Source organism: Streptomyces rubradiris, from assembly GCF_016860525.1.
GTDB classification, from domain to species: Bacteria; Actinomycetota; Actinomycetes; order Streptomycetales; family Streptomycetaceae; genus Streptomyces; species Streptomyces rubradiris.
Genome location: NZ_BNEA01000015.1, coordinates 811172 through 835278, shown reverse-complemented (window position 1 = coordinate 835278; position 24107 = coordinate 811172). Strand labels below are relative to the sequence as shown.

15 protein-coding genes and 1 riboswitch are annotated in these 24107 nt (G+C 70.7%); of the genes, 7 read left to right on the top strand and 8 right to left on the bottom strand.

Going from position 1 to position 24107, the window contains the following annotated elements; all coding sequences use genetic code 11:
• Nucleotides 1-347: 347 nt before the first annotated feature.
• On the bottom strand, nucleotides 348-2336 hold the full coding sequence (locus tag Srubr_RS16950) for an ABC transporter ATP-binding protein (RefSeq protein WP_373313329.1): 1989 nt from the start codon (nucleotides 2334-2336) through the stop codon (nucleotides 348-350).
• A 365-nt stretch (nucleotides 2337-2701) separates the two neighbouring features.
• A riboswitch (cobalamin riboswitch) is annotated at nucleotides 2702-2933 on the top strand.
• A gap of 142 nt (nucleotides 2934-3075) precedes the next feature.
• Here Srubr_RS16950 and metE point away from each other — a divergent pair.
• The 6 genes from metE to Srubr_RS16920 all read left to right on the top strand — a co-directional run bounded on the left by metE (nucleotide 3076) and on the right by Srubr_RS16920 (nucleotide 10673).
• Nucleotides 3076-5400, top strand: a complete 2325-nt coding sequence (gene metE, locus Srubr_RS16945) for a 5-methyltetrahydropteroyltriglutamate--homocysteine S-methyltransferase (protein WP_189989357.1) — start codon at nucleotides 3076-3078, stop codon at nucleotides 5398-5400.
• Nucleotides 5401-5596: 196 nt separating this feature from the next.
• Nucleotides 5597-7183 (top strand): ABC transporter substrate-binding protein, encoded by a 1587-nt coding sequence (locus tag Srubr_RS16940; RefSeq protein WP_189989355.1) that lies wholly within the window; start codon nucleotides 5597-5599, stop codon nucleotides 7181-7183.
• 20 nt (nucleotides 7184-7203) lie between these two features.
• Nucleotides 7204-8172 (top strand): ABC transporter permease, encoded by a 969-nt coding sequence (locus tag Srubr_RS16935; RefSeq protein WP_189989815.1) that lies wholly within the window; start codon nucleotides 7204-7206, stop codon nucleotides 8170-8172.
• Nucleotides 8173-8177: 5 nt separating this feature from the next.
• Entirely contained in the window at nucleotides 8178-9056 is an 879-nt protein-coding gene (locus Srubr_RS16930; RefSeq protein ID WP_189989352.1) for an ABC transporter permease, read from the top strand.
• Nucleotides 9053-10018, top strand: a complete 966-nt coding sequence (locus Srubr_RS16925) for an ABC transporter ATP-binding protein (protein WP_229926392.1) — start codon at nucleotides 9053-9055, stop codon at nucleotides 10016-10018. Before Srubr_RS16930 ends, Srubr_RS16925 begins: the two co-directional genes overlap by 4 nt.
• A complete protein-coding gene (locus Srubr_RS16920) occupies nucleotides 10011-10673 on the top strand; it encodes an ABC transporter ATP-binding protein (protein ID WP_189989350.1) in 663 nt (220 codons plus the stop codon). Before Srubr_RS16925 ends, Srubr_RS16920 begins: the two co-directional genes overlap by 8 nt.
• A gap of 81 nt (nucleotides 10674-10754) precedes the next feature.
• Here Srubr_RS16920 and Srubr_RS16915 read toward each other — a convergent pair whose 3' ends face one another.
• Both Srubr_RS16915 and Srubr_RS16910 read right to left on the bottom strand, forming a co-directional pair.
• Complete coding sequence (locus Srubr_RS16915) at nucleotides 10755-11231, bottom strand: hypothetical protein (RefSeq protein ID WP_203855030.1); 477 nt, start codon at nucleotides 11229-11231, stop codon at nucleotides 10755-10757.
• A 343-nt stretch (nucleotides 11232-11574) separates the two neighbouring features.
• Nucleotides 11575-12981 (bottom strand): DHA2 family efflux MFS transporter permease subunit, encoded by a 1407-nt coding sequence (locus Srubr_RS16910; RefSeq protein WP_189989346.1) that lies wholly within the window; start codon nucleotides 12979-12981, stop codon nucleotides 11575-11577.
• 44 nt (nucleotides 12982-13025) lie between these two features.
• Here Srubr_RS16910 and Srubr_RS16905 point away from each other — a divergent pair, with 44 nt between their 5' ends.
• Nucleotides 13026-13463, top strand: coding sequence for a TetR/AcrR family transcriptional regulator C-terminal domain-containing protein (locus tag Srubr_RS16905; protein ID WP_189989344.1), 438 nt, complete (start codon nucleotides 13026-13028; stop codon nucleotides 13461-13463).
• Between the two features lie 790 nt (nucleotides 13464-14253).
• Here Srubr_RS16905 and Srubr_RS42025 read toward each other — a convergent pair.
• The 5 genes from Srubr_RS42025 to drmA form a co-directional block, all read right to left on the bottom strand.
• On the bottom strand, nucleotides 14254-14478 hold the full coding sequence (locus tag Srubr_RS42025; RefSeq protein WP_373313341.1) for a hypothetical protein: 225 nt from the start codon (nucleotides 14476-14478) through the stop codon (nucleotides 14254-14256).
• Between the two features lie 675 nt (nucleotides 14479-15153).
• Nucleotides 15154-17349 carry a UvrD-helicase domain-containing protein gene (locus tag Srubr_RS16895; RefSeq protein ID WP_189989342.1) on the bottom strand — a complete coding sequence of 732 codons (2196 nt, stop codon included), beginning with the start codon at nucleotides 17347-17349 and terminating at the stop codon, nucleotides 15154-15156.
• Between the two features lie 122 nt (nucleotides 17350-17471).
• On the bottom strand, nucleotides 17472-18236 hold the full coding sequence (gene drmC / locus Srubr_RS16890) for a DISARM system phospholipase D-like protein DrmC (protein WP_189989340.1): 765 nt from the start codon (nucleotides 18234-18236) through the stop codon (nucleotides 17472-17474).
• Complete coding sequence (gene drmB / locus Srubr_RS16885) at nucleotides 18233-20134, bottom strand: DUF1998 domain-containing protein (protein WP_189989337.1); 1902 nt, start codon at nucleotides 20132-20134, stop codon at nucleotides 18233-18235. The genes drmC and drmB overlap by 4 nt, the downstream gene beginning before the upstream one ends.
• On the bottom strand, nucleotides 20131-23967 hold the full coding sequence (gene drmA / locus Srubr_RS16880) for a DISARM system helicase DrmA (RefSeq protein WP_189989335.1): 3837 nt from the start codon (nucleotides 23965-23967) through the stop codon (nucleotides 20131-20133). The genes drmB and drmA overlap by 4 nt, the downstream gene beginning before the upstream one ends.
• Nucleotides 23968-24107 lie beyond the last annotated feature (140 nt).

The window sequence follows — 24107 nt, the reverse complement described above, 5'->3', positions numbered from 1 at the left end:
CTGCCCCCCTGCATACGGTGACCGCCCCGCCGCACGCCCGAGACACCTTCGGCGAGCGGATACCGCACGTCCGACCGTAGGGTGAGTCGGCGCGTCCGAGCCTGCTGTGTCGCCTTTCCTTCCACCCTCGGGCCGGCCACGGCCGGACGCAACTCGTCCGGAGCGATCCCGTGCTCACAGCCGGGCAGGCCGGCCCGGTCCCGGGGCATTCCGGACGTGGTGGTCTGGAATCGCCGGGCAAGGCCAGACCTGGAGATCACCCCCGGCCGGGCCGCGGACGGGCTTCGGTCCGGCCGGCCGGGCTCCGCTGCCGCGTGCCGGCACGCGGCGAGCCGGCCGCGAGCGGGTCATGCGGAATCCGTGACGGCCGGGGAGCCGGGGCGGGGGACGGTGCCCGCGGGGGCGTACTGGGCGGCCTGCGCGTCGAACATCGCGGCGTAGCGCCCTCGGGCGGCCATGAGGTCGTCGTGGCTGCCGTGCTCGACGAGCCGTCCGTGGTGCAGGACGAGGATGCGGTCGGCATGGCGGACACCGGACATGCGGTGGGTGACCAGGACGACGGCCCGGTTCGGGGCGGCGAGCCGGCGGATGCTGTCGAAGGCCGCGATCTCCGCTTCCGGGTCGAGGGCGGAGGTGGGCTCGTCCACGATGAGCACACCGTCGGCATCGGAGGTGGAGTCGCGCCAGTGGGTCCGGGCGAGGCCGATCTTCTGCCACTCGCCGCCGGACAGTTCGCTCGCGCCCCGGAACATCCGGGCCAGCAGGCTGCGCAGGCCGTCGGGAAGTTTCGCGACGACCGGTCCGGCGCCCGCGTAGTCGACGGACGGCCGCAGGTCCTCGGGGCCGGCCTCCCGTGCGGGCCGGCCGATCCGGATGTTCAGCGCCGCTGTCACCGGCCAGCGTTGGAAGTCCTGGGTGAGCAGCGAGACGCGGTCGAAGACCTCGGCGCGGTCCAGGGAGGCGAGGTCGGCCCCGCCCCACAGCACCCGCCCGGTCTGCGGCAGCAGCAAACCCGACAGCACCTTCATCAGGGTGCTCTTGCCGGAGCCGTTCTCGCCGACCACGGCGGTGACCGAGCCCATGGGCAGCGTGAGGGACACCTCGTCCAGGGCGGGGGTTTCCCGGTCCGGGTAGCGGTAGCTCACCTTGTCCAGGACGACCTGCCGCACCCGTGCCGGGACGGGATCACCCCCGCGGGGAATGGTGCGCCGCGCCGCCTCCTCCAGGAACCGGGCGTGGTCGCGGACGTAGAGGGACTCCTCGTGCAGCTGGTTCACGTTCATCACCAGCCCGCCCAGGCTCGCCGAGCCGGACCGGACGGCGATGACGGCGGTCCCGGCCACGGCCAGACCCATGTGCCCGCTCATGATCAGCCAGAACATGGCCCCGTACGTCGCCGCCATGGCGAGGCCGGACAGCGCGGCTGCCACCCACTCCGTGACGGCCTTGCCGACGGCCAGCCGCTCCTGCTCCGCCTCGGCGCTCTCCGCCATCCGCTCGTAGCGGCTGAGCAGGAACGGCCCGACGGCGTGGATGCGCACCTCCTGTGCCGCGGTGCGCTCCGTGAGCAGGTTGCCGATGAGGCGGCCGGCCCGCACATGCTCGACCCAGCTCATCACCGACACATACCGTTCCTGCGCCACCCGCATCGCGCCCCAGCCGCGCGGCGCCGCGATCAGGAGCAGCATCGGCAGCAGCACCGGGTGGAGGATGGTGAGCACACCGGCCGTGGAGAAAAGGGAGATGGTCCCGTTCAAGGCGGCCACGCAGGCGCTGATCATGCGACGGGCGGAACCGGCGCCGTACTGGGCGACGTCGATCAGCCGCCGGAACTCCGGGTCCTCGATGGCCTCCAGCTCGACGGACGCGGCGGCGGCCAGGTACCGCGTCGTGGCGATCCGTTCCACCAACGGCTCCAGCCGGCCCGCCCGCGAGGTGGACCAGCCGGCCAGACCGGAGTTGACCACGGCGGCTCCGGCGGCGGCGAGCAGTCCGGGCAGGATCGCGTGCAGCCGCTGGCCGGGGGTGCCCGAGCCGAGCAGGGCGTGCATCACGGCGTTCACCGCGAGCAGCCCGACCGCCGCTGCGGCACCCTGCCCGACCTCGCTGACGGCGACCGTGAGCAGAGCGCGGCGGTCGGCCTGCCACGCCATCCGCAACGTCGTCCCGACCAGCCTCGGCATGGAGCGCAGAGCCGACATCATCGTCAGGTCGAGCCAGGCACGCTCATGTTCCGACCAGCCCATGTCGTAGCGCAGAGGACCGCCGAAGAGCTCCCGCTCGGCGTCGGAGACCTCCGGCTCGGCCATCCGCACGCGCCCGAAGAACCTCTTCACAGCGCACCTCCCCGCCCGGACCGGCGCGGCACCCGGAGAACCGGCGTGCGCGGCCGTCGCGCCGCGTGATGGAGAGTCGCGCCAGCTGGTGTCCTGGCCGAAGTCGACATGGGTCCCCCTTGCCGGTTGTGTGACAGCTCCTGCGACTCAACGAGCGGGCGGTGGTTTCGAACACACATGTTTCGGTCGTGTCGGGATGCCCGGGAACGATCGGCCGGCACGACTCCCGGAAGGCCCGGGGGAAGCCGCCCGGACACGCGGGTCGTTCGCCAAGCCGCTCCGCAAGGTCTGCCGCCACCTCACCATCACCGGCCTCGCCGCCGTCGCCGTGTCTTCACCGGCTTCACGGCGGGCGCGCCGCTGTATAGGCTGCCTCGTGCAGCTGGTTCGCCCTGCCCGCCAGGCAGGCGCGTCGTAAGAGGGAACCCGGTGGGAATCCGGGACTGCCCCGCAGCGGTGAGCGGGAACGACCGCCGTCATACGCACTGGGCCCGGCAAGCGGGTCTGGGAAGCGACGGCCAGTAGGTGCCTCGTACACGTCGTACGGCACGAGGCGTGCTCGCGAGTCCGAAGACCTGCCACTGCCCGTGCGCGGCCATCGCGTACGGCATCTCGGTGACCTCGAGGGCGGGTCGGCGGCAGGGGCGGGCACCCATGGTGTCCCGCTGCCCTTCGTCATCCCTTCGCGCCCTCGTCCCGTCCCGGGAACCCATGACGAGTGCTCGCGAAGGAGAGTTCCGTGACAGCCGAGTCCGCAGCCGCGGCAGTACAAGCCACCGTGTACGGCTACCCCCGCCAGGGACCGAACCGGGAACTGAAGAAGGCGATCGAGGGCTACTGGCAGGGCCGGGTCACCGCCGATGCCCTCCGGCGCACGGCCGCCGGCCTGCGCCGCTCCACCTGGCGGCACCTGGCCGACGCCGGTCTGGGCGAGGTGCCGACCGGTGACTTCTCGTACTACGACCACGTCCTGGACACCACCGTCATGGTCGGTGCGATCCCCGACCGCCACCGCGCCGCGGTCCAGGAGGACGCCCTGCAAGGCTACTTCGCCATGGCCCGCGGCACCCAGGAGGCGGCGCCGCTGGAGATGACCAAGTGGTTCGACACCAACTACCATTACCTGGTACCCGAGTTGGGGCCGGACACCGTCTTCGCGGCCGACTCCGGCAAGCAGACCGCCGAACTGCGCGAGGCCCTCGCCCTCGGCCACACCCCGCGGCCCGTCCTGGTCGGCCCGGTCACCTACCTGCTGCTGGCCAAGCCCGCCCCCGGCGTCGCGGTGGACTTCCAGCCGCTCACCCTGCTGGACCGGCTGCTGCCCGTGTACGCCGAGGTGCTGGCCGACCTGCGGGCCGCGGGCGCGGAGTGGGTGCAGCTGGACGAGCCCGCCCTGGTCCAGGACCGCACCCCGGCCGAGCTGAACGCCGCCGCCCGCGCCTACCGCGACCTCGGCCGACTCGCCGACCGACCGAAGCTGCTGGTGGCCTCGTACTTCGACCGGCTCGGCGAGGCGCTGCCCGTGCTGGCGAAGGCCCCGGTGGACGGGCTCGCCCTGGACTTCACCGGCCCGGCCGCCGCCAACCTCGACGATCTCGCCGCGGCCGGCGGTCTGCCCGGCAAGCGGCTGGTCGCCGGTGTCGTGGACGGGCGCAACGTCTGGGTCAACGACCTGAAGAACTCGCTGACCACGCTGGCCACCCTCCTCGGCCTCGCCGACCGGGTCGACGTGGCCGCCTCCTGCTCCCTGCTGCACGTCCCGCTCGACGCCGCGGTCGAGCGGGACATCGAGCCGCAGATCCTGCGCTGGCTGGCGTTCGCCCGGCAGAAGACCGCGGAGATCGTCACGCTCTCCCGCGCCCTGGCGCAGGGCGCGGACACGATCGCGGCGGAGCTGGCCGCGAACCGCGCCGATCTGGCCTCCCGCGCGGGCTCGCCCATCACGCACGACCCGGCGGTACGGGCCCGGGCGTCCGCCGTCACCGCCGCCGACACCCGCCGCTCCCAGCCGTACCCGCGACGCTCGGCCGCCCAGCGCGCGCACCTGCGCCTGCCTCTGCTGCCGACGACCACCATCGGCTCCTTCCCCCAGACCGGAGAACTGCGCACCGCCCGCGCCGACGTACGGGCCGGAAGGACCGACGAGGAGACGTACGAGCGGCGCATCGAGGCCGAGATCCGCGAGGTGATCGCCTTCCAGGAGAAGACCGGCCTCGACGTGCTCGTGCACGGCGAGCCCGAACGCAACGACATGGTCCAGTACTTCGCCGAACAGCTCACCGGCTACCTCGCCACCCGGCACGGCTGGGTCCAGTCCTACGGCACCCGCTACGTCCGCCCGCCGATCCTGGCCGGCGACATCTCACGGCCGGAGCCGATGACGGTGCGCTGGACGAGGTACGCCCAGTCCCTCACCGACCGGCCGGTCAAGGGCATGCTCACCGGGCCGGTCACCATGCTCGCGTGGTCCTTCGTCCGCGACGACCAGCCCCTCGCCGAGACCGCCCGCCAGGTCGCCCTCGCCCTGCGCGACGAGGTGAACGACCTGGAAGCGGCGGGCACTTCGGTCATCCAGGTCGACGAGCCCGCCCTGCGCGAGACGCTTCCGCTGCGCGCCGCCGACCGGCCCGCCTACCTGGCCTGGGCCACCGAGGCGTTCCGGCTGACCACGGCCGGCGTGCGACCGGACACACAGATCCACACCCACATGTGCTACGCCGAGTTCGGGGACATCGTCCAGGCCATCGACGACCTCGACGCCGACGTCATCAGCCTGGAAGCGGCCCGCTCCCATATGCGGGTGGCCCGCGAACTGGCCCGGCACGGGTACCCGCGGGAGGCGGGACCGGGGGTGTACGACATCCACTCCCCGCGCATCCCGGCCACCGCCGAGGCGGCGGCTCTCCTGCGCGCGGGCCTTGAGGCCCTTCCGGCCGAGCGGCTGTGGGTGAACCCCGACTGCGGCCTGAAGACCCGCACCTGGCCCGAGGTGCGCGCCTCGCTCGAGAACCTGGTGGCGGCGGCCCGCGAGGTGCGCGGCGCCCTGCCCTCCGAGACGCCCTGAGACCAGCGCGAAGCGTCCTGTCTCGTGATCGTCTTCTCGGCCTTCACCGGCAGGTGGCACAACGCGGGGGCTCCCGCAGGCGACGTGCCTGCGGGAGCCCCCGCCGCTGTCACGGTGTGCGGCGTGGACCGATGGACCAGCAGTCCTCAGTTGCACTTACTATGCAACAACAAATTCCATGCAACAGGGGGGGCTCATGACGACCCGATGGATACGCGGTGCCGCCGTCGCCACGGCACTGGCCGGTGGGGCAGCCGCGTGCTCGGCGCCCGGTGGCGGCGAAGGCGGCGGTGGGCCCGCCGACTCGGTCGTGATCGGGGTGGCCTCGGAGCCGGACACCCTCAGCCCGCTGCTCGGCTACGGCAAGGACGGCAACTCGAAGATCTTCGACGGCCTCCTCACCCGCGACGCCGGCCTGAGACTGAGACCCGCGCTCGCCAAGGCACTGCCCGAGGTCGGTGACGGCGGCCTCACGTACACCTACACCCTGCGCGAGGGCGTCGAGTTCAGCGACGGCGAGCCGCTCACCTCCGCCGACGTGGTCTTCACCTACCGGACCATCCTCGACACCAAGACCAACAACACCTCCCGCAGCGAACTGGACGCCATCAAGGAGGTGCGGGCGGACGGCGACGACAAGGTCGTCTTCACGCTCAAGTACCCCTACGCGCCCTTCGCCGGCCGCACGGTCCTGCCGATCGTCCCCGAGCACATCGCCGGCAAGCAGGACCCCAACACCGGCGCCTTCAACACCAAGCCGATCGGCACCGGCCCGTACGTCCTGGCCGACTGGCGCAAGGGCGAGAAGCTCACCTTCAAGGCCAACCCCACGTACTGGGGCGGCGCACCGAAGGTGAAGACGGTCACCATGGCGATCGTCGAGGACGACGACGTACGCGCGACCCGCCTGCGCTCCGGCGACCTCGACGGTGCGATCCTCCCGCCCAACCTCGCCGCCACCTTCGACGACGACGAGAACAAGAAGACCTACGAAGCGAAGTCCTACGACTTGCGCACCGTCACCCTCCCCACGGCCGGCAAGGTCACCGGCGACCGCGCGATCCGCCGGGCCCTGGACGCCGCCGTCGACCGCGAGGCCATGGTCGACAAGATCCTCGACGGTGCCGGCCGCCCGGCCTACGGGCCGCTCCCCGTCGACGACCCCTGGTTCGCCAAGGGCATCGAACGGGGCCAGGACCTCGCGAAGGCCAAGCGCATCCTCGACGAGGGGGGCTGGAAGCCGGGGGCGGACGGCATCCGCGCCAAGGGCGGTCAGAAGGCGGCCTTCACCCTGCTCTACCCCTCGGGCGACAAGGTCCGCCAGGACCACGCTCTCGCGTACGCCTCCGACGCCAAGAAGGCCGGCATCGACGTGAAGGTCGAGAGCGCCACCTGGGAGGTCATCGAGCCGCGGATGAAGAACACCGCGGTCCTCGCGGCCGGCGGCAGCATCGGCGACCCCGACTTCGGCCTCTACACCATGCTGCACTCCTCCCTCGCCGGGAACGGCTTCAACAACATGGGCCACTACGACAACCCGGCCGTCGACCACGCCCTCGACACCGGCCGCCGCGGCCAGGACGAGGCCACGCGCGAAACGGCGTACCGGGCCCTCCAGCGCGAACTCGTGAAGGACCCCGGCTACACCTTCCTCACCCACATCGACCACGTCTACGTCCTCGCCGATCGCTGGCAGGGGCTGACCACGCAACTGGAGCCGCACGAGCACGGCTTCGCCAGCGGCCCCTGGTGGAACCTCGAGGACTGGCAGCCCAAGAAGTGAACCCGCTGCCCTGGGGAGCGATGGCCCGCCTGGCGGGGCGGCGGACGCTGTTCGCCGCCCCGGTCCTCCTCGTCGTCACCTTCGGCGTCTTCGCGATCGCCGCCGCCTCCCCCTTCGACCCCGTCAAGGCCTACGCCGGCACCGCCGCACTCGGCGCCGACCAGGAGACGCTGGACCGGCTGCGGGCCAACCTCGGTGCCGACCAGCCCTTCGCCGAACGCTGGTGGCGGTGGCTGACCTCCGCCCTCACCGGCGACCTCGGCCAGTCCAGCGTGATGCGCCAACCGGTGGCCCAGGTCATCGCCGAACGCCTGGCGTGGTCGGCCTTGTTGTGCGCGGTCGCGTTCGCCGTCGCCGTCCTGGCCGGCACGCTGCTCGGCGTCCTCGCGGCCCGCCGCCCCGGATCCTGGCTCGACCGCACCGTCACCTCGCTCGCCTACGCCCTGGAGGCCGCACCGGTCTTCTGGATCGCCCTGCTCGCCATCTGGCTGTTCGCACTCCAACTGGACGTCCTGCCGGCGGGCGGCCTGACCGACACCGCCAGCGAACAGGTCAGCACGGGCCAGGTGGCGAGCCATATCGTGCTGCCCGCCTGCGTGCTCGCCGTCTCGCAGCTGCCCTGGTTCACCCTCTACGTCCGCCAGGGCGTCGGCGACGCCCTGGCGGAGGACCCGGTACGCGGCGCCCGCGCGAGGGGCCTGGACGAACGCACCGTGCTGCTCGGCCACGCCCTGCGTTCCGGGCTGCTGCCGGTGCTCACCCTGATCGGCTCCCGCGTCCCCGAACTCATCACCGGCGCCCTGCTGGTGGAGAGCGTCTTCAGCTGGCCGGGCATCGCGGCGGCCACGGTGCAGGCGGCCACCGCCGTCGACTTCCCGCTGCTGGCCGCCCTCACCACGCTGGCCACCGCCGCCGTCCTGGCCGGCAACCTGCTCGCGGACCTGCTCTACGGACTCTTCGACCCGAGGGTGAAGCTCAGTGAAATGTGACTCCCATGGCTGAGGCCGCAGTCGAGAGGAAGTGGCGGTCGTACGGCACCAACCGCCGCTCCACCCGCACCGTCCGGGTGCGCACCTCCGCCACGCTGACCGCCCTGACGCTCCTCGCGGTGCTGCTCGTACCGCCGCTGGTCCAGCTCGACCAGCAGGCCGTGGACCTGGCGTCGAAGCTGCTACCGCCGTCCTGGGCCCACCCGTTCGGCACCGACGACGTCGGGCGTGACCTGCTGCTGCGCTGCGTCTACGGCCTGCGGGTGTCCCTGCTCGTCGGGGTGGTGGCGGCTTTGACGGCGACCGTGATCGGGACGGCCGTCGGGGCCACGGCCGCGGCGCTCGGCGGCTGGGCCGACCGCGGCATCATGCGGCTGGTCGACACGGTCTCCTCCGTGCCCCACCTCCTGCTCGGCATCTTCATCGTCGCCCTGTTCCGTCCGGGCGTCTGGCCGGTGGTCGTCTCGGTCGCGCTCACGCACTGGCTGTCGACCGCCCGGATCGTCCGCGCCGAGGTCCTCTCGCTGCGCTCGCGCCCGTACATCGACGCCGCCGTCTCCGCGGGGGCGTCCCGGTGGCGGGTGGCGGTACGGCACCTGCTGCCCGCCGTACTGCCCCAGGCCGCCCTCTCCGCGGTCCTGATGGTCCCGCACGCCATGTGGCACGAGTCGGCCCTGTCCTTCCTCGGACTGGGCCTGCCCACCCACACCGCGAGTCTCGGCACCCTCATCCAGACCGCCCGGGGCTCGCTCCTGGCCGGCCAGTGGTGGCCGACCCTCTTCCCCGGGCTGTTCATCATCGTCCCCACCCTCGCCATCGCCGGTCTCGCCGGGGCCTGGCGGGAACGGATCAACCCCCGCCGCCGATCGGAGCTGATGCTGTGACCGAGCGAGAACCCGTGCTGTCGGTGCGCGGCCTGTCGGTGCGCTTCCTCATGCCCGGCGGGCGCCGCGTCGCCGCCGTCACCGACGCGCACTTCGACGTGGCGGCGGGGGAGTGCCTGGCCCTGATCGGTGAGAGCGGCTGCGGCAAGTCCGTCCTCGCCTCCGCCCTCCTCGGCCTGCTCCCCGCCAACGCGCAGACCACCGGCGAGGCCCTCCTCGGCGACCTCGACCTGGTCACGGCCGACGAGCGCACCCTCGCCCGCACGGTACGGGGCCGCAGGATCGGCCTGATCCCGCAGAGCCCGGCCGCGCACCTGACCCCCGTACGCACCATTCGCTCCCAACTGCAGGAGACAATCGCCGCGTTGACGGGGGTCCGAGGCCGTGCCGCCCTGCGCGACGCCGCCGAGGAGGCCGCCGGACGTGCCGCGTTCCCGCCCGGCCACCTCGACCGCCACCCGCACGAACTGTCCGGCGGCCTCGCCCAGCGCGCCGCCACCGCCCTCGCCCTGGTCGGCGAAGCCCCTCTCCTGCTGGCCGACGAACCGACCACCGGACTCGACCGCGACCTGGTGCGCCACACGGTCGACGAACTGCGCCGCCACGTCGACGACGCCGACCGGGCCCTGCTGATGATCACCCACGATCTGTCCGCGGCCGAACGCGTCGCCGACCGGATCGCCGTCATGTACGCGGGACGCATCATCGAACTCTCCGACGCGACCAGCTTCTTCGGCTCCTCCGGACCCCGCCACCCCTACAGCCGCGGCCTCCTCCAAGCCCTCCCCGAACGGGCCTTCACCCCCATCCCCGGCATGCCCCCCGAACTCGGTGACCTCCCCGACGGCTGCGCCTTCGCCGCCCGCTGCGACCGGGCCACCCCCGCCTGCGCCGCCCAGCCGCCGATGACGGACGCGGTCGCCTGCCACCACCCGCACGTCCCGGAGGACGCCCGTGCTTGAACTGCGCGCCATCACCGCCGGCTACGACCGACGCGCTCCCGTGGTACGGGACTTCTCCCTGACCCTCGCACCCGGTGAGGCCGTCGGCCTGCTCGGCCCCAGCGGCTGCGGCAAATCCACCCTCGCCCGGGTCACGGCCCTGCTGCACCGCCCCTACTCCGGAACCCTGCTCCTCGACGGCACCCCCGTACGCCACTGGCGCCACCGGGCCCCCCGCGAACAGCGCACCGCTTTCGGCGTCGTCTTCCAGGAACCCCGGCTCTCCGCCGATCCCCGGCTGCGGCTCAGCGACCTGATCGCCGAGCCTCTCCGGGCCACCGGCCGTCGTGAGGAGATACCCGAACGCGTCCCCGAGCTGGCCGCGACCGTCGGCCTCACCCCCGACCTGCTGACCAGACGCCCGCACGAAGTCAGCGACGGCCAGCTGCAACGCGCCTGCCTGGCTCGCGCCCTCGTGCTCCGCCCCCGCTGGCTGATCTGCGACGAGATGACCGCCATGCTCGACGCCTCCACCACCGCCGCGCTGGTCGCAGTCGTCGAGGGCTACCGAGCCACGACCGGCGCCGGCCTGCTCGCGGTCGGCCACGACCACACCCTCCTGAAGCGCTGGTGCGACCACACAGTCGAGTGGCGAGCTCTGACCCCTGACGCCTGAACCTGCTTCCGGGAGTGCCCCGATGGTGCCTGATCGCGCTGACGGGGAACGTCGCTCCGTCCGCCGTACGTGCCTCTGGTTTCACCAGTTGTCGCCGATGTCGAGATTCGCGTCGACCGGCATGCCGTCGTCGGCGAACACCACCACCAGATAACTCCCGGTCGCGACGAGGCGGTCGTAGAGTTTCTCCGCCAGCTGCCAGGTCTCGATGGACTCGGACCGGGAACGGGCGGTCAGCATCGCCGGAACCTTCTCGAACACCCAGCCCGGCTCTCCGTCGTCGACATACAAGGAAATGCTCACCGAGTCATTCTCGAACCAATACCGATGGCTCCCGGAATCCCCCGGTTCACCGGGACTGTCCTCGAAGGACACCTCCAGAATTCGAGCGACATCAGCCCACAGCCGGTCACCGAATCGCTTCGCGTCCCAATCGCCCTCCGCCAGACCGACGTTGAAGTCGAAATCCTTCTTGGCGCCACCATGCGCCTGGAATCTTCCCATGTGATCACCGCCTTGATCGGCAGCGGACCCCTCTCTCGTGGACACATTGAGCATCGCGGCGACCTGAGATGTGCCGTGCGGTCGGCTGACCGGTGCGGCTGATCGGCGATCTGCCGCCATGTTGCCGCATCGCTTCGCCACGCGGCGCCGCCAGAAGGCCCGAGTGGTCGTCGCCCGGCCGCGCGGTCCAGGCCAGGACGAACCCGCTCGGCAGGAAGAAGAGCCCCACGCCCCAGGTGCCCGACCGGGCGAGGATGGCGGAGACCGACTCGCCCGCCGGCGGCGATGAATCGGATGCGGTGGGCCGGCTTGTCCCGAGGGGCTGAGCGGCGACTGACAGCGCGCTCGTGCGGGACGGCCGCGTCGTACGCCGAACGCCTCTGACGGGGGCGGTGGTTCAGCTCCGGGCGGCGACGGTGCTCGGTGAGTCGCCCTCCTGCGGGCTGTCCCCCTGCTCGGTCGCCGCCGCGGCCGACTCGGGCTTGCCCGGCAGGAACCATCCGGCGATCAGCACGGCGAGGGCTGCCCCGAACACCCACCAGGAGGTGGTCTGGAAGGACTCCACCGGGCTGTGGCCGCTGTCGGCCTGGCGCTGCAGCAGCAGGGCGACGACGGCGATGCCGAGCGAGGCGCCGAGTTGGTTGATGATGTAGAGCACCGAGGTGCCCTGTGCGACGGACTCGCCCGGCAGCGTCCGGTACAACGAGCCCATGGTGGGCGCGCCGATGAAGCCGAGGCCCACCCCGGTGGTGAACGCGCAGCCGCCGAGCAGGACTTCACTGGTGCCGGCACCGGCCTGGGTGTACGCCAGGGAGCTCAGGGTGATGACGAGGGCGCCGAACGGGGCGAGCCGCCTGGCCCCGACCGTGTCGCTGAGCCGGCCGGCCACCGGCATGGCCAGGAATGAGCCGACGCCGAGCGGGGCGAGCAGCAGCCCGGCCGCGAGCACGCCGTGGCCGCGCACCTCCTGCTGGTAGAGGGGGACGAGGAACAGCATCGAGAAGAGCATGACACCGGTGAGCCCCATGACCGTGACGCTGGCGGAGAAGCTGCGGCCGCGGAACAGGCCGAGGCTGATCAGGGCCTTGGCGCCGACCCGTACGGCGTGCGCGCCATAGCCGATGAGCAGCACGGCGCCCAGGGCGAGGGCCGCGATCACCGGGGCGCTGCCGAAGCCGGCGTCCTCGCCGGCCCGCGAGAGCGCGAAGGTGAGGACGGCGAAGGCGGGGCCGAGCAGCGCGAGGCCGACGAAGTCGAGCGGGCTGGTGGTCCGTTCGCTCTTGGGCGGGTCGGTCGGCACGATGCGCAGGGAGAGTGCGAAGGCCAGTACGCCGATCGGGATGTTCACAAGGAACATCCAGCGCCAGTCCAGGCCCTCGATGATGAGACCGCCCAGGACGGGGCCGAGGACGGGGCCGAGCGGGATCACGATGCCCATCAGGCCCATGACCCGGCCCACGCGTTCCGGCCCGGCCACGCGGGCGAGCAGGGTGAGCATGATCGGGTCGAGCATGCCGCCGCCGAAGCCCTGGATCACCCGGAAGACGATCAGGCTCTCGATGCTCCAGGCGAGGCCGGAGGCGAGCGAGCCGAAGACGAAGAGGGCCAGGCCGGTCAGCCACATCTTCTTGCTGCCGAAGCGGTCGACGGCCCATGCGGTGAAGGGGATGGCGAGCGTGACCGCGATGAGGTAGCCGGTCGCGACCCAGCCGACCGTGCCGAGGGAACTGTCGAAGTGGTCGCCCAGGGTGCCGATGCCGACGTTCACGATCGTGCCGTCGAGCAGGCCCATGAGCCCGCCCATCAGGAGCACGATGATCAGGCAAGGAAGAGCTCTTCAGGGAGGCCGTGTGCGTCACCGCCGAACAGGCCACCGCCAAGAGCCTCGCCGTGGTCGCGCGCCTCGGCAGCGACGTGGACGACCTGCCGCACGCGCTGCAGGACGTCGGATACCGCCTCCTGCTCTGCTACTCCAGCGATGACGCCTGGGCCCTGCGGCGCCTGCTGCACGCCGAGATCTCCCGCTTCCCCGACCTCTTCGAGAAGGTCTGGGGCAGTGGCCCGAACCGGCTCTCCGAGGCCCTCGCCGACCGCTTCGCCCGGCTCGCGCTCGTGGGCCGGCTGCGCCTGGACGACCCGGTGCGGGCCGCCGAGCAGTTCGTCGCGCTCCTGACCGGGCCGATGGAGGGCCGTTCCGTCCTCGGCACCCGCGCGGTGCCCGACGAGGAGCTGCGGGCCACTGTCGCCGCCGCCGTCGAGACCTTCACGCGCGCCTTCGCCGCATGACGCGAGGAGAGCTGACGCCCTCTCCGACGGCGACGCACTGGCCGAGCCCGCCTCCAAGTAGCCGCGCAGCTCGACCAGTTCGCGCGGGAAGTCGTCCGGCGACACATAGCCGTCGCGGCCCAGGGCCCGGCCGGCGCCCGCGTCACTGCCGCCCGCCCGGCCCATGCCCAGGTCGATGAGCCCCGGACGCAACTGCCCACCAGGTAGGGGTGGTCAGTTCCCGGACATCAGACGGGCGCTTGGTCGGTGGCACCAACCACAACAGCCTGGTTGGCGCCGAGGCCCAGGCGTGGAGCCCTGTCACCGAAAAGAAGCGATGTTCCTCCCGATCATCGACTTCGGCGGACGCCCTGTAGAGTGAAGAACGCCCTTGACCTGCACAAAGCAGGCAGGGAGCCATCTTACAGGAGTCCAAAGTGCTGCGTACTCTGTTCAAGTCCAAGATCTAGCGTTTGGGTGTTTGCGCAGGTCAGGGGCGTGAAGGAAGCCCCTCAGGTCAGCAAACGGTCAGCGTGCGTCGCAGTCCTATCTCCGCTTCCTGACCTTCCGCCCTCTGCACAATGCCTGTGCATGGTTCCTCGCTCCGGCTCGGAAGGTTCGACACGTGGCCCGACAGCTCGTCCGTGGCATGGGGTCCTTCTTCAAGGACTGTGACTGTGCCAAGCCGACCCATTGCGCACCCGTATACGATTCGGTTCAGGGACGCGCTTGGCAAGCAGCGCGAGGAGTCCGGCTACGACACGCAGGACGACGGGATCGAGCGCCTCACCCAGATCTATTGATCCGAAACTCAAAGGGTTCTATTCGAGAATGTAGCGGAGGTGCGGGCCGCTGAAGTAGCCCCGGACGATGTGCTGCTGGCGTTGGCGTCGGTGGAAGAACCGTCGGGCCTCGGCGGCGAGTTGGGCCTGGTCGCGGCCCGGCTGTGCATAGGCAGCCTCCGTTTGAGGTGGGCGTTGACCAGCTCGTCGGGGTTCAGGTCGGGCGAGTACGACGACAGGAAGTGCAGCTCGATCCGGTCCGGGTGATCGGCGAGCCCGGTGCGGACCTTGCGGGAGCGGTGCGCGGTGGCCGTGCACGACGAGGTGGACCTTGTGGTCGAAGTGGTCGGTGAGCTGGTCGAGGAAACGGCACATCACGTCGGCGTCGAAGGTCTCGGTGAAGACCATGAAGTGCATCCGGTTGCCCGAGCGGCGCACGATCGGGGTCCACCCTTGGCGCCCCAGGTGCGGCCGGCGGTGACCTGGTCGGAGCGGATGCCGACCTGGTCGGCGAAGAGCACTCCGCCGCACTCGGCTTTCTCCATAGCGCGGATCGCCGGCCAGGTCTCCTCCCGCCAACGCGCACCGCCTCCGGGTTCTGCTCGACGGCCCGGCTGGGCCACGAGCGCCTCACGTCCGCCGGCCAGCCACTTCGCCCACCAGATCTCCACGGCACGGCCTTCAGCGGGATCTGGAACACTGCCGCGACATCCTCGCGAGTCCGGCCCGCCACCAACGCGGCCACCGCCCGCAGCCAAAGTGCCTCCTGCGCCGATGGCGGCAATTGCCGGGCGTCCCTCACCAGTTGACTTGCGCGGGGATCAACGACCCGAGACACCTACCGTTTCGGATCAATACCTCGTGAACCGGCCCTCACACCAGCGATCTGGAAGTGCGCGGGTCCATCCAATCCAAACGTTTTGAGTCAGTTACCGATCCGACGAGGCGCGCACCATGGCGAGAAACGGGCTCGGGCCTCCGTGCCAGGAGACCCTCAGCGCCTCACGTGCCCGCGTACAGGCCACGAAGAGCAGACTCAGCTCGCTTAGCAGATCCTCGCGGTGCTGCTGAGCGTCGACCTCCTCGGCTGTGATGGCACTGCGCATGGGGACGATACCGTTATTCACCCCGGCTACGGCCACACAGCGAAATTCGAGCCCCTTCATGCGGTGCATGGTCCCGATACGGACGCCGTCACTTGTCCCTGACGGTGAAGAGCCGAGAACGGTCGCGCCTATCCCCGACCGTTCCAGAGCCTGAGCGACATCCTTCCCGAGCTGGACGAACCGAACGGCGATTCCGATCTCGGCCGGAGCGACGCCTGCCGTCACCCACTCCCCGATCTGGGCCACGAGTCCGGCGAGCTCCTCGGCCTTGCTGGAAGCCGGCACGAGCTGCGGAGGCGCGCCGCGGAATGCAGAGCGGTAGCCACTCAGGGACTCGTCGCCCCCGTCCATGTCATCGACGCTTGTACCCGTCAGCAGGCCGGTGGACCAGGACAAGATCTCCTTGGTCGTACGGTAGTTGATGCGCAGGCGCGTCGAGCGACCGGTGACAGGAATGCCGAGGCTGCGCAGTGACACCCTGTTGCCGTAGATGCGCTGGTGGGTGTCTCCTGCGATGAACAGATCATCGGCCCCCGGAGTAACCAGGGCCCGCAAGAGGCGCCATTGGGCCGGGTGCAGGTCCTGCGCCTCGTCGACCACTACATGACGGAACCGGCGCTCACCGCCGCGCTCCTCCAACAGCCGGGCGGCCTCCGCGCAGATCTGCAGGAAGGTCCACTCGCCGTTGGCCCGCAGTTCCTTCGTGAACGCCTCGACCGCGCGCCATACCTGGGCCCGTTTCAGCGGCCCGAGCGGGGTGCCGCGACCGCTGCGCGAGGCCTTGAGGTACGACTCCGCGGAGCGTACGTCCTGGGCGAGGATGACGTGCCTCCACTCCTGGTCGAGGAAGACGTCGGTGAAGTCGATGCCGAGACGGCGGGCGATCCGCGCCCAACGTGCGGTGATCTCCTTTTGGCCGGTGATGACGGACAGAGAGGTGCGCCGGTCCTCTCGGACGATCTGGTTGGCCAGCGCGTCGATATTGACGACGTGGATCTTGTCGCGCAGTTCCGCGTCGGGGATGAGCAGTTCGAGGCTCCGGCTCAGGTCGGAGGCGAGGTCCCGGGTGAACGTGGTCAGCAGGATGGATTTGTCCGGTGCCTCCGACGGGAGTTGCTGCGCGAGGTGCAGCGCCCGGTGCAGGGCAACCACGGTCTTGCCCGTGCCGGGGCCACCGGTCACGCGCGCCGGGCCGCTGTAGGAGGGGCGGCAGGCCACCTTGCGCTGGCTCGGATGCAGGAAAACCCGCCAGGCGTCGAAGGGTCGCGTAAGGATCTCCATCAGCTCGTCGGGACCCGAGATCAGCGCGATACGGCCCTGGGCACGTGCCATGGCGGCCGACAGCCCGTCCTTTTCACTCACAGGCACGGATCGGTCGTCACCGGTTACACCTGTGACCTGCTGGGGCACGCTTGGCGGCGTCTGCTCCAGCTGTGCCTGCACCACTTCGCGCCATACGTCGTCGACTCCCATGCCGGCCGCGAGGCCTGCCAGCACGTCGTACTGCTGCTCAGGAAGAATCTTGTGCAGGGCGTCGAGATGCGACTCGTCACTGAGATGCCGTACCAGGGGAAGCAGGTCGGCGTCGATTCCCAGGCGGGTCAGGTCCTTGTCGGAGACGTGGGTGAACAGCCGCTTCGTCGTGTCGGCGGCGATGGCCCGCACTCCTGCCGTGGCCCGCTCCAAGGCGACGTCGTTGCGCAATTCGATGCCCTGCGTGGCCGAGTTTAGGGTCGCCCGGTGCTTCACTGCCCACGCGATCGCGTCGTCGTGCGGCAGGACTTTCAGCAGCAGAAAGCTGTCTCCCGACTCTGGAGCCAGCACTACACCCCGCATGAACTGGGTGATGCGGATGGTGCGGATACGGGGGTCTCGGGCCTTTTCCAACTTCTCCAGGTGGAGGCCTGCGTGTCGGTGTTCCTGGAACTTCTCGAAGACCTCGTGGACGCGCTTCTGAACAGGCCTCTCCAGTCGGGCGAACTCCATCAGGAAGTCCTTGTGGATACCCAGCGTTGCCATCAGTGTCGAAGTCCTCTACGTCCTCTGCACCCTCGCCCGAGCGGTCCGGCGATTTCCTCGATCACCGTATCCGCCGCGTGCTCCATGCGACTATCGGCTGAGACAGGCCGCCTGCGCACACATCAGATCTTCAACCGCTGCAGCACGCCTCGCCGTTGCAGGTCCCGTATATGCTCGGCTGCCCTCTGGGGTGCCGTTCCCCCGATGACGAGCAGTCCGGCTTCGATGTTCCGATGGACTCCCGACTCGGTGAGGTTCGCGCTGCCCAGCCACAGAACGCGCCGGTCGGCAACCGCCAGTTTCGCGTGCTGCCGCGCGGGTCGGTGGTCGCGCTGCTCGGGGGGCCAATGCCACAGCCCTATGCCCGAGACATCGGAAAACGCCTCGGCCGGCTCGGGCCCGTGCAGCAGGCCGTCGGCGCCGGTCCTCGTCTCCACCACGACGTGGACCTCGACCCCCCGGGCCACCGCCGAGCGGAGCGCGGCCGAGAGCGGTGCGTAGGGACGGGCCGCGTATGTCATGGCGAGCAGTTCCTGCTCCGCGCGACCGACGACCTCGGACAGAACGCGCGCGGTGGGACGCACCGGTACTCCGGGAGTGGCCGGGCCGCTCCAGACGGGACGGATCTCGACGACATCCCGCTGCCGTGCCTGCCCGGCTAGGTAACCGCGCAGGTACGCGGCGGCCTCGGAGGGCGGCACGTGTTCCTGTTCCGCGACCTCGTACATGGTGCGGATCGCCTCGCACGCGCCCGGATCCTGAAGCATCGTCAGCGCGTACTCGACGCCCTTCCCCCGTGCGAACAGCCCGGCCAGATCCTTGGTGCGCGCCACCCCCAGTGAGGCGGCGGCGGACTGCGCCGCCGCCTCGAACCGCTTGCGGCTCACGGCCGCAGACCGATGGGGGTCAGCACCTGGTCCGTGTCATCCCCGAGCGGTACGAGGAAACGGCGGTCGAGGAAGCGGTTGCCGCGCTCACACGTCGTCTCGGACACGAACAGGCATACGTGGCAGGCGGCGCCGTGCAGGTAATCGGCCGGATCACGGGGGAGCCGCTCGGCGCACAGTGGATCGGAGGAGCAGCGGGCCGCGTCCTTCAGCGCTCTGCGGACGATCCGCTCGAAGTCCCGTTCCTCGGCCAGTGAGACGAGTCCTCCCAGGGTGCCTTCGGAGTCGGGAACAGCGGTGTAGATGAGGATGCCGGTGTGAGGGTTCTCCTCGTCTCCGGCGTAGATGCGTTCACCGAGGCTTGCCGAACTGTAGCCGCACTCCAGGGCGATGGTCCGGATCAGCAGGTGGGACAGCGAGTGCAGCGCTATGTAGCGCTCGCCCGGCCAGCCCCGCATCGGGTCGAACGAGCCCTGCAGGCGGTCGGACTTGCGGTTGGTGCGGAAGCGGGCGAATGCCTCACGGTGCGCCTGCATGGCAGGCGACTTGCGCATACGGTCCTCCCACTCGGCCATCAGGTCCTCCCGCACCCGCAGGAAGATCCCCTCCCCGCGGACCTCGCTCGCGGGCACCCAGTTCTGGGCGGTGCGCGCCAGGCGCACCCGCGTGGCGATCTCCGGAGCCTCAGGGTCCGGAGCGTCGAGGCGGGTGAAGCCGATCAGCGCGCGTGCCTCACGCAGTCGCTGGACCTGCCGTACGTCGGCGAAGAGGTCCTGCAGCGCGTCGGGAACGGTCACCTCCTCCAGCGCGAAGTCGTCGGTGACGTCGGGCAGGGGAGAGGAGGACAGTACTGCCCATTCGGGGCTCAGCAGGTCAGCGGTCGTCATCGCCGGCGCCGCCTCCTGGGACGGCTTGCCGTCGAGCCGGTCACGGTGCGCCTGGACCGCGGCAATGAGCGCGTCCGCGTCGTATTCCTTGAGGTAGGCGTAGGCCGGGGTGCCGGCGAAGGCGTCGAAGATCGCGCGCGAGGTGACGTTCTGGAGGTCGGCCCAGCGCTCCTCCACCAGTTCGGCGAGGTCGGCGTCCTTGGCGGGTGGCAGCGCGAGAGTGCTGAGTGTCATCGGGAACCACTGGTTGGACGCGCCGGCGACCATAAGAGTGGCATCCCGGTCACAGCCGTCCTCGTACGTGCCGAGGTGCGGGTGCCGTCCTCTGCAGGCGGGCAGGTTGCGTCGTCCGCGTTCGCCCATCGCGTCCCGGATGTTGCGCTGCTCGCCGCAGGCCACGCACTCCAGGGTGACGTTGGCCGCCTGGTTGCCGCCGTGGTCCTTCATCCGCAGCAGTGGCCGGGGCATCTTCGAGCACGGGCTGCCGTGGTGGACGAACAGCGCGTACGGGAACTCGTCGAGGTGCCCCGCCGTGCACACCAGGGTGAAGCGGGCCGCGACGGCGAGCGGCTTGCCCGGCTTGCAGTCGTGGACGAACTTGGCCTCGTGCGGGGCGCGCGGGTTGTTGTTGACGAACGCGAACGCGTCGGAGTCGATGGGCGCGAGGAGGTTGCAGGCCGTGCATCGCAGCCACTGTGGGAAGGGTGTGACCGGCACGCCCACACCCTGGGCGGCCAAGTCCTTGGGGGCGTTGTCCGCGCCCTCCATCCAGGGGGCGGAGCGCAGTTCGTTGACCTGCGCGGAACCGTAGAGCTGAAGGGCTCGGTTGACGGCGGAGCGCAGCCGCGGCTCGTCGATGACGTACCCGGCCAGGCCGGTGTAGCTCCAGGAGTCCAGGCCCTTCACCAGAACGGAGAAGTTGGGCAGGTCGATCAGGGAACCGACGCCCGCGGTGTACATGAGGTGGCTAGGGCGGGCCGCGCCCACCCGCCGGTAGTAGCGCTCGGTCATCGTCGTCCCCTTCCGGCCGCCGCGGGCGCGGCGTCCCCGTACTCGTCGGCGTCGACCGGCGCAGCCGCGGCGTCGGCATCGGCGTCACCGGCCGGCGTGAAGTACCAGTCCGGCCCGCTGTGCGTGGCCTGCTCCACGAAGTTCCCCCCGCCGGGCAGAAGCAGGTTCAGTTCGTTCTCGGTCTCACGCATCGACATCGGGACGGTGAGTTCGTCCCACCGCGAGCCGTCGGCCCGGTGCAGCAGCGGGGTGACCAGGATGTCCTTCTTCTTCTCCGTGCGGTAGCCGAGGACGCCCCCGCGCTCGCGCTGCTCGGCCCAGGAGTCCTTCAGCGCGGTGATGCGCTCGGACAGGTACTGCCGGGCACGCTCGCCCGCGACCCGGTCCGCTCGCTCCAGGAGCCGTTCCTCGACCCGCGCGGCGATGGAGCCGTCGAGATCGACGTGGTGTGCGTCGGTGTTGCGTGAGTGCTCGTAGGCGGCCTGGCGCAGTGCCGCGATGTACGTCGGTGCGGTGCCGCGGTCGAGGGCGCGCCGGGTAAACGGTGTGACCGACAGAGCCTCGACCTGGCGGTAGAACGTCGCGTGGTAGTGGGTGAAGTCCTCGAAGTGCGCGAGATCCCGGGGCCGGGACCAGTTGTACAGCGTGACGACCAGGCCGGGGCGGCGGGCGTCACGGCCGACGCGGGAGGACGCCTGGATGTACTCGGCGGTGTTCTTCGGCTGGCCGACGACGAGCATCAGACCGAACCGCGACACGTCCACTCCCACCTGGAGCATGGAGGTGGCGAGGACGACGTCCACCGCCCGCTTCTCGATGTGAGTCAGGGCTACGCGCGGCTCTCGCTTCTCCCGCCGTGCAGCTGCATACTCCGCGAACAGCGCCCGACGCCGCGGGGAGGTGTCCGTTTCCGGATCGAATGCTGTCTCAAGCCGCTTGAGCGTGGCGCCGATGTCGGCCGACGAGATGCGCGACGTCAGCTCCTGGATGTTGAGCATCCCGGACTTGGTGACGATGCGGTCGGCGATCGTGTCGTGGCCCTTGCGGCTGCCGTTGATCCGCACGCGGGTGGCGATGTCGTCGTCCATGTAGCGCCGCATGCCGGCGAGTTCGCGGGTGGCGTTGAAGTAGCCCACCAGCGTCATGTACGGGTCCGCCGGGGCGCCGTACGTGTCGAAGAGCTCCTGGGCACCGAGCAGCAGGATCTCGGCGACCCTGATCTCCGCGGCCTTCAGCCGTGTGCCGTGCGCGCACACGCCGAGGTAGCGGCGGCCGGGTGAGCTGCGGGTCACGTCGACCTGCTGGGAGAAGAACGTGTCGCCCACGTCCACCACCTGCGGCGGGAAGACTGCCACCTGCCGGGCGAACACCCCGCGGACCTGGTCCGCGGCCCGCTTGGTAGTCGCCGTGGAGGCGACGATCTTCGGCCCCACCTCGTGCCGGCGTCCGTCTGCGTCCGTGTACGTCCAGGTACAGAGCTGGTCGACCGCCGCCTCGAAGAGCCCCACGGTGGTACCGAGCGCTCCGGAGATCAGGTGCAGCTCGTCCTGGATGATCAGGTCCGGCGGTCGCAGCCGGGTGACGGGTTGCGCGGCTACCGCCGGCAGCCGCTGGCCCCTGCGGGTGTGCCGGCTACGGCAGCCGGTGCGCTCGTCGAGGTCGTCGTGCCGGTAGCCGTGCCGCGGGCACCAGTCGGTCACGCGTCCGAAGAGCAGCCCGGCGTACCCGTTCCACGGCAGCTGGGCCAGCTTGTCGACGGTCGCGATCACCATCGCGGGGGCGAGCCGGTAGATCTCCTCGTCCACGGTGAGCACGGGAATACCCTCACCGGGCGCCCCGAGCCGGGAGAAGGGGCACCGCTCCTCGCCCTCGCCGCGCGGGCAGTACAACAGCACCCGGCGCCGGTCCTCGTCGTAGTCCATGTTCGAGTGGGCGGACAGGCCCTCGCCGCACCACGGGCAGGTCAGTACCTGGATCACGCGCGCGTGCTTGTCGCTGGAGCTCTCCTTGGCGCCGGCGATCTGCTCCTGGGCCTCCGAGAACCAGTTGGGCGAAACCGAGCTTCCCACCCACAGGCCGATACGGAACGGCGTCTCGCCCCACCGCCGGTCCCGTACGACCTCCTGGCGCCGCAGCACCTCGCAGGCGCTGACCAGGGCCGCCGCCCGCTGGAACTGCTGTGCCGTCAGAAGCCGCAGCGTGTACCGCATGAGTACGCCGACCCCGGCCCCGCCGTCGCGGGCCTCGCTGCCGCTGCCCACGACGCCCTGGAGGCGACGCAGAGCGAAGGTGTAGGCGGCCAGCCCGAGATACGCCTCCGTCTTGCCGCCACCGGTCGGGAAGAACAGCAGATCAACGAGGGCTTCGCGTCCGGTGCCCCGGTGCGGGTGGCCGGGCTGGCTGAGCGAGGCGAGGTTGAGCAGCACGAACGCAAGCTGGAAGGGCCGCCAGCTGGCCGCCTTCTTGTCTTCGCCACGGACCTGCTCGAACGCCTGCCGGTAGCCCATACCGTCCTGCCCGGCACGCAGGGCGGCGATGGCGGTGTTCCGCCGCTGCAGGGCCATGGCCCGGTTGGCGAAGCGGAAGGCTTCCAGGGCGTTCGGGTCCGCGCTGAGCGCGTCGATGCCGAACGCTATGCGGTGGCAGACCTCCGCCGCCTGGTCGATGGCGGTCTCGGCAGCGACCCGCAAGTCCTCGGGCAGCGTCCGGGCCTTGGCCCGCTGTTCCTGGAGCCAGGTGTGGTACCCCTCGGCGAGCGGCGCCAGCGTGGCGGTGAGCTCCTTGCGCCGCTCGGGAACGGCCAGCGCGGCGAGTTCGTCCATCCCCAGCTCAAGGCCGTCCAGGAGAGGCTGCTCGGCGGCCGTCGGTGCCTGCGTGGCCGGCACGTCGTATTCCGGAAGCCAGGTGGTGCGCAGCCGGTGGGCACGGCGCTCACCCTTGCGTACGTCCGCCCGCACAGCCACGTTACGGCCGACGGCATGCCGCAGACTGTCCCGGTAGAGCAGCCGCAGACGCCGCTCCTCGACGTCCTCCGAGGCGCCGGCCGAGGCCGGGTCCAGCGGATCGTCGATCGGGAGGAAAACGGCTGCCTTCTCGTCGGGGAACGCGGTGACCGTGAGCTCCGTCTGGAACAGCCACTGGGTGTCCCGGCGCTCGGCGTCGTTCTCCCGCAGCCGGTTGACGAGCGCGATCTCCACCACCCGCAGGTCCTCGCCGCCCTGCCCGGCGGCACGCTCGCGCACCTGGACGTCGAGGCAGACACCGGAGGACTCGTCGCCTTCCAGGATCCGGCTCTGATCTCCGGTACGCGTCACGTCGATGCCGACCGGGTGCGCCACGGGCTCACGCCCCCACACCTGCGCCGGACGGCCGTCGGAGGTGAATCCGCTCGTCAGCGAGTACCGCCCCCATGCCGCCTGCACGGTCAGCGCACCGACCGACGCCGGAACGACGAACGACAGCCCCATGGACGAGGCCCAGATCCGCCCGGAGGCCTGAGGGGTGAGCCGGTCCTCCAGCGCGCCCTCTTCCGTCCCGGCGTCACTGCCCGGCTCGACATCGGCCTGCTGGGCGGCGTTACGGGCGATCTGGGTCGCCGTCTCGCTGCTCTCCGGCCGGGGGCCCAGCATGCCGACGAGGTAGCGGTCGCGCGGCCCGGCCGACCGGTGGGGCAGCTCCTCCGTGTCGCCGTCCCAGGGCCCGAGCAAGTCCCGCCGGATGTACTTCACCAGGTGGTCGCGTACGTCGTAGGAGTCGCCGGGGAGGAACGTCTGCGGCACCCCTTCGATGGGGTGGCGCACACCGGGGGCTGCGGCGGCGGGCTGGGACGGCATGAGCGATCGGGCCCTTTCGAGTGCTTGCGAGGGGAGTCGGGCGACCGGTTCCGGCGGGGCGGTCTGTCGGGGCGGAGCTGCAGTTGAGACTACCGCCGAGCATGGCTCATGAGACTCTCACAGTCTCATGTATTGACTGA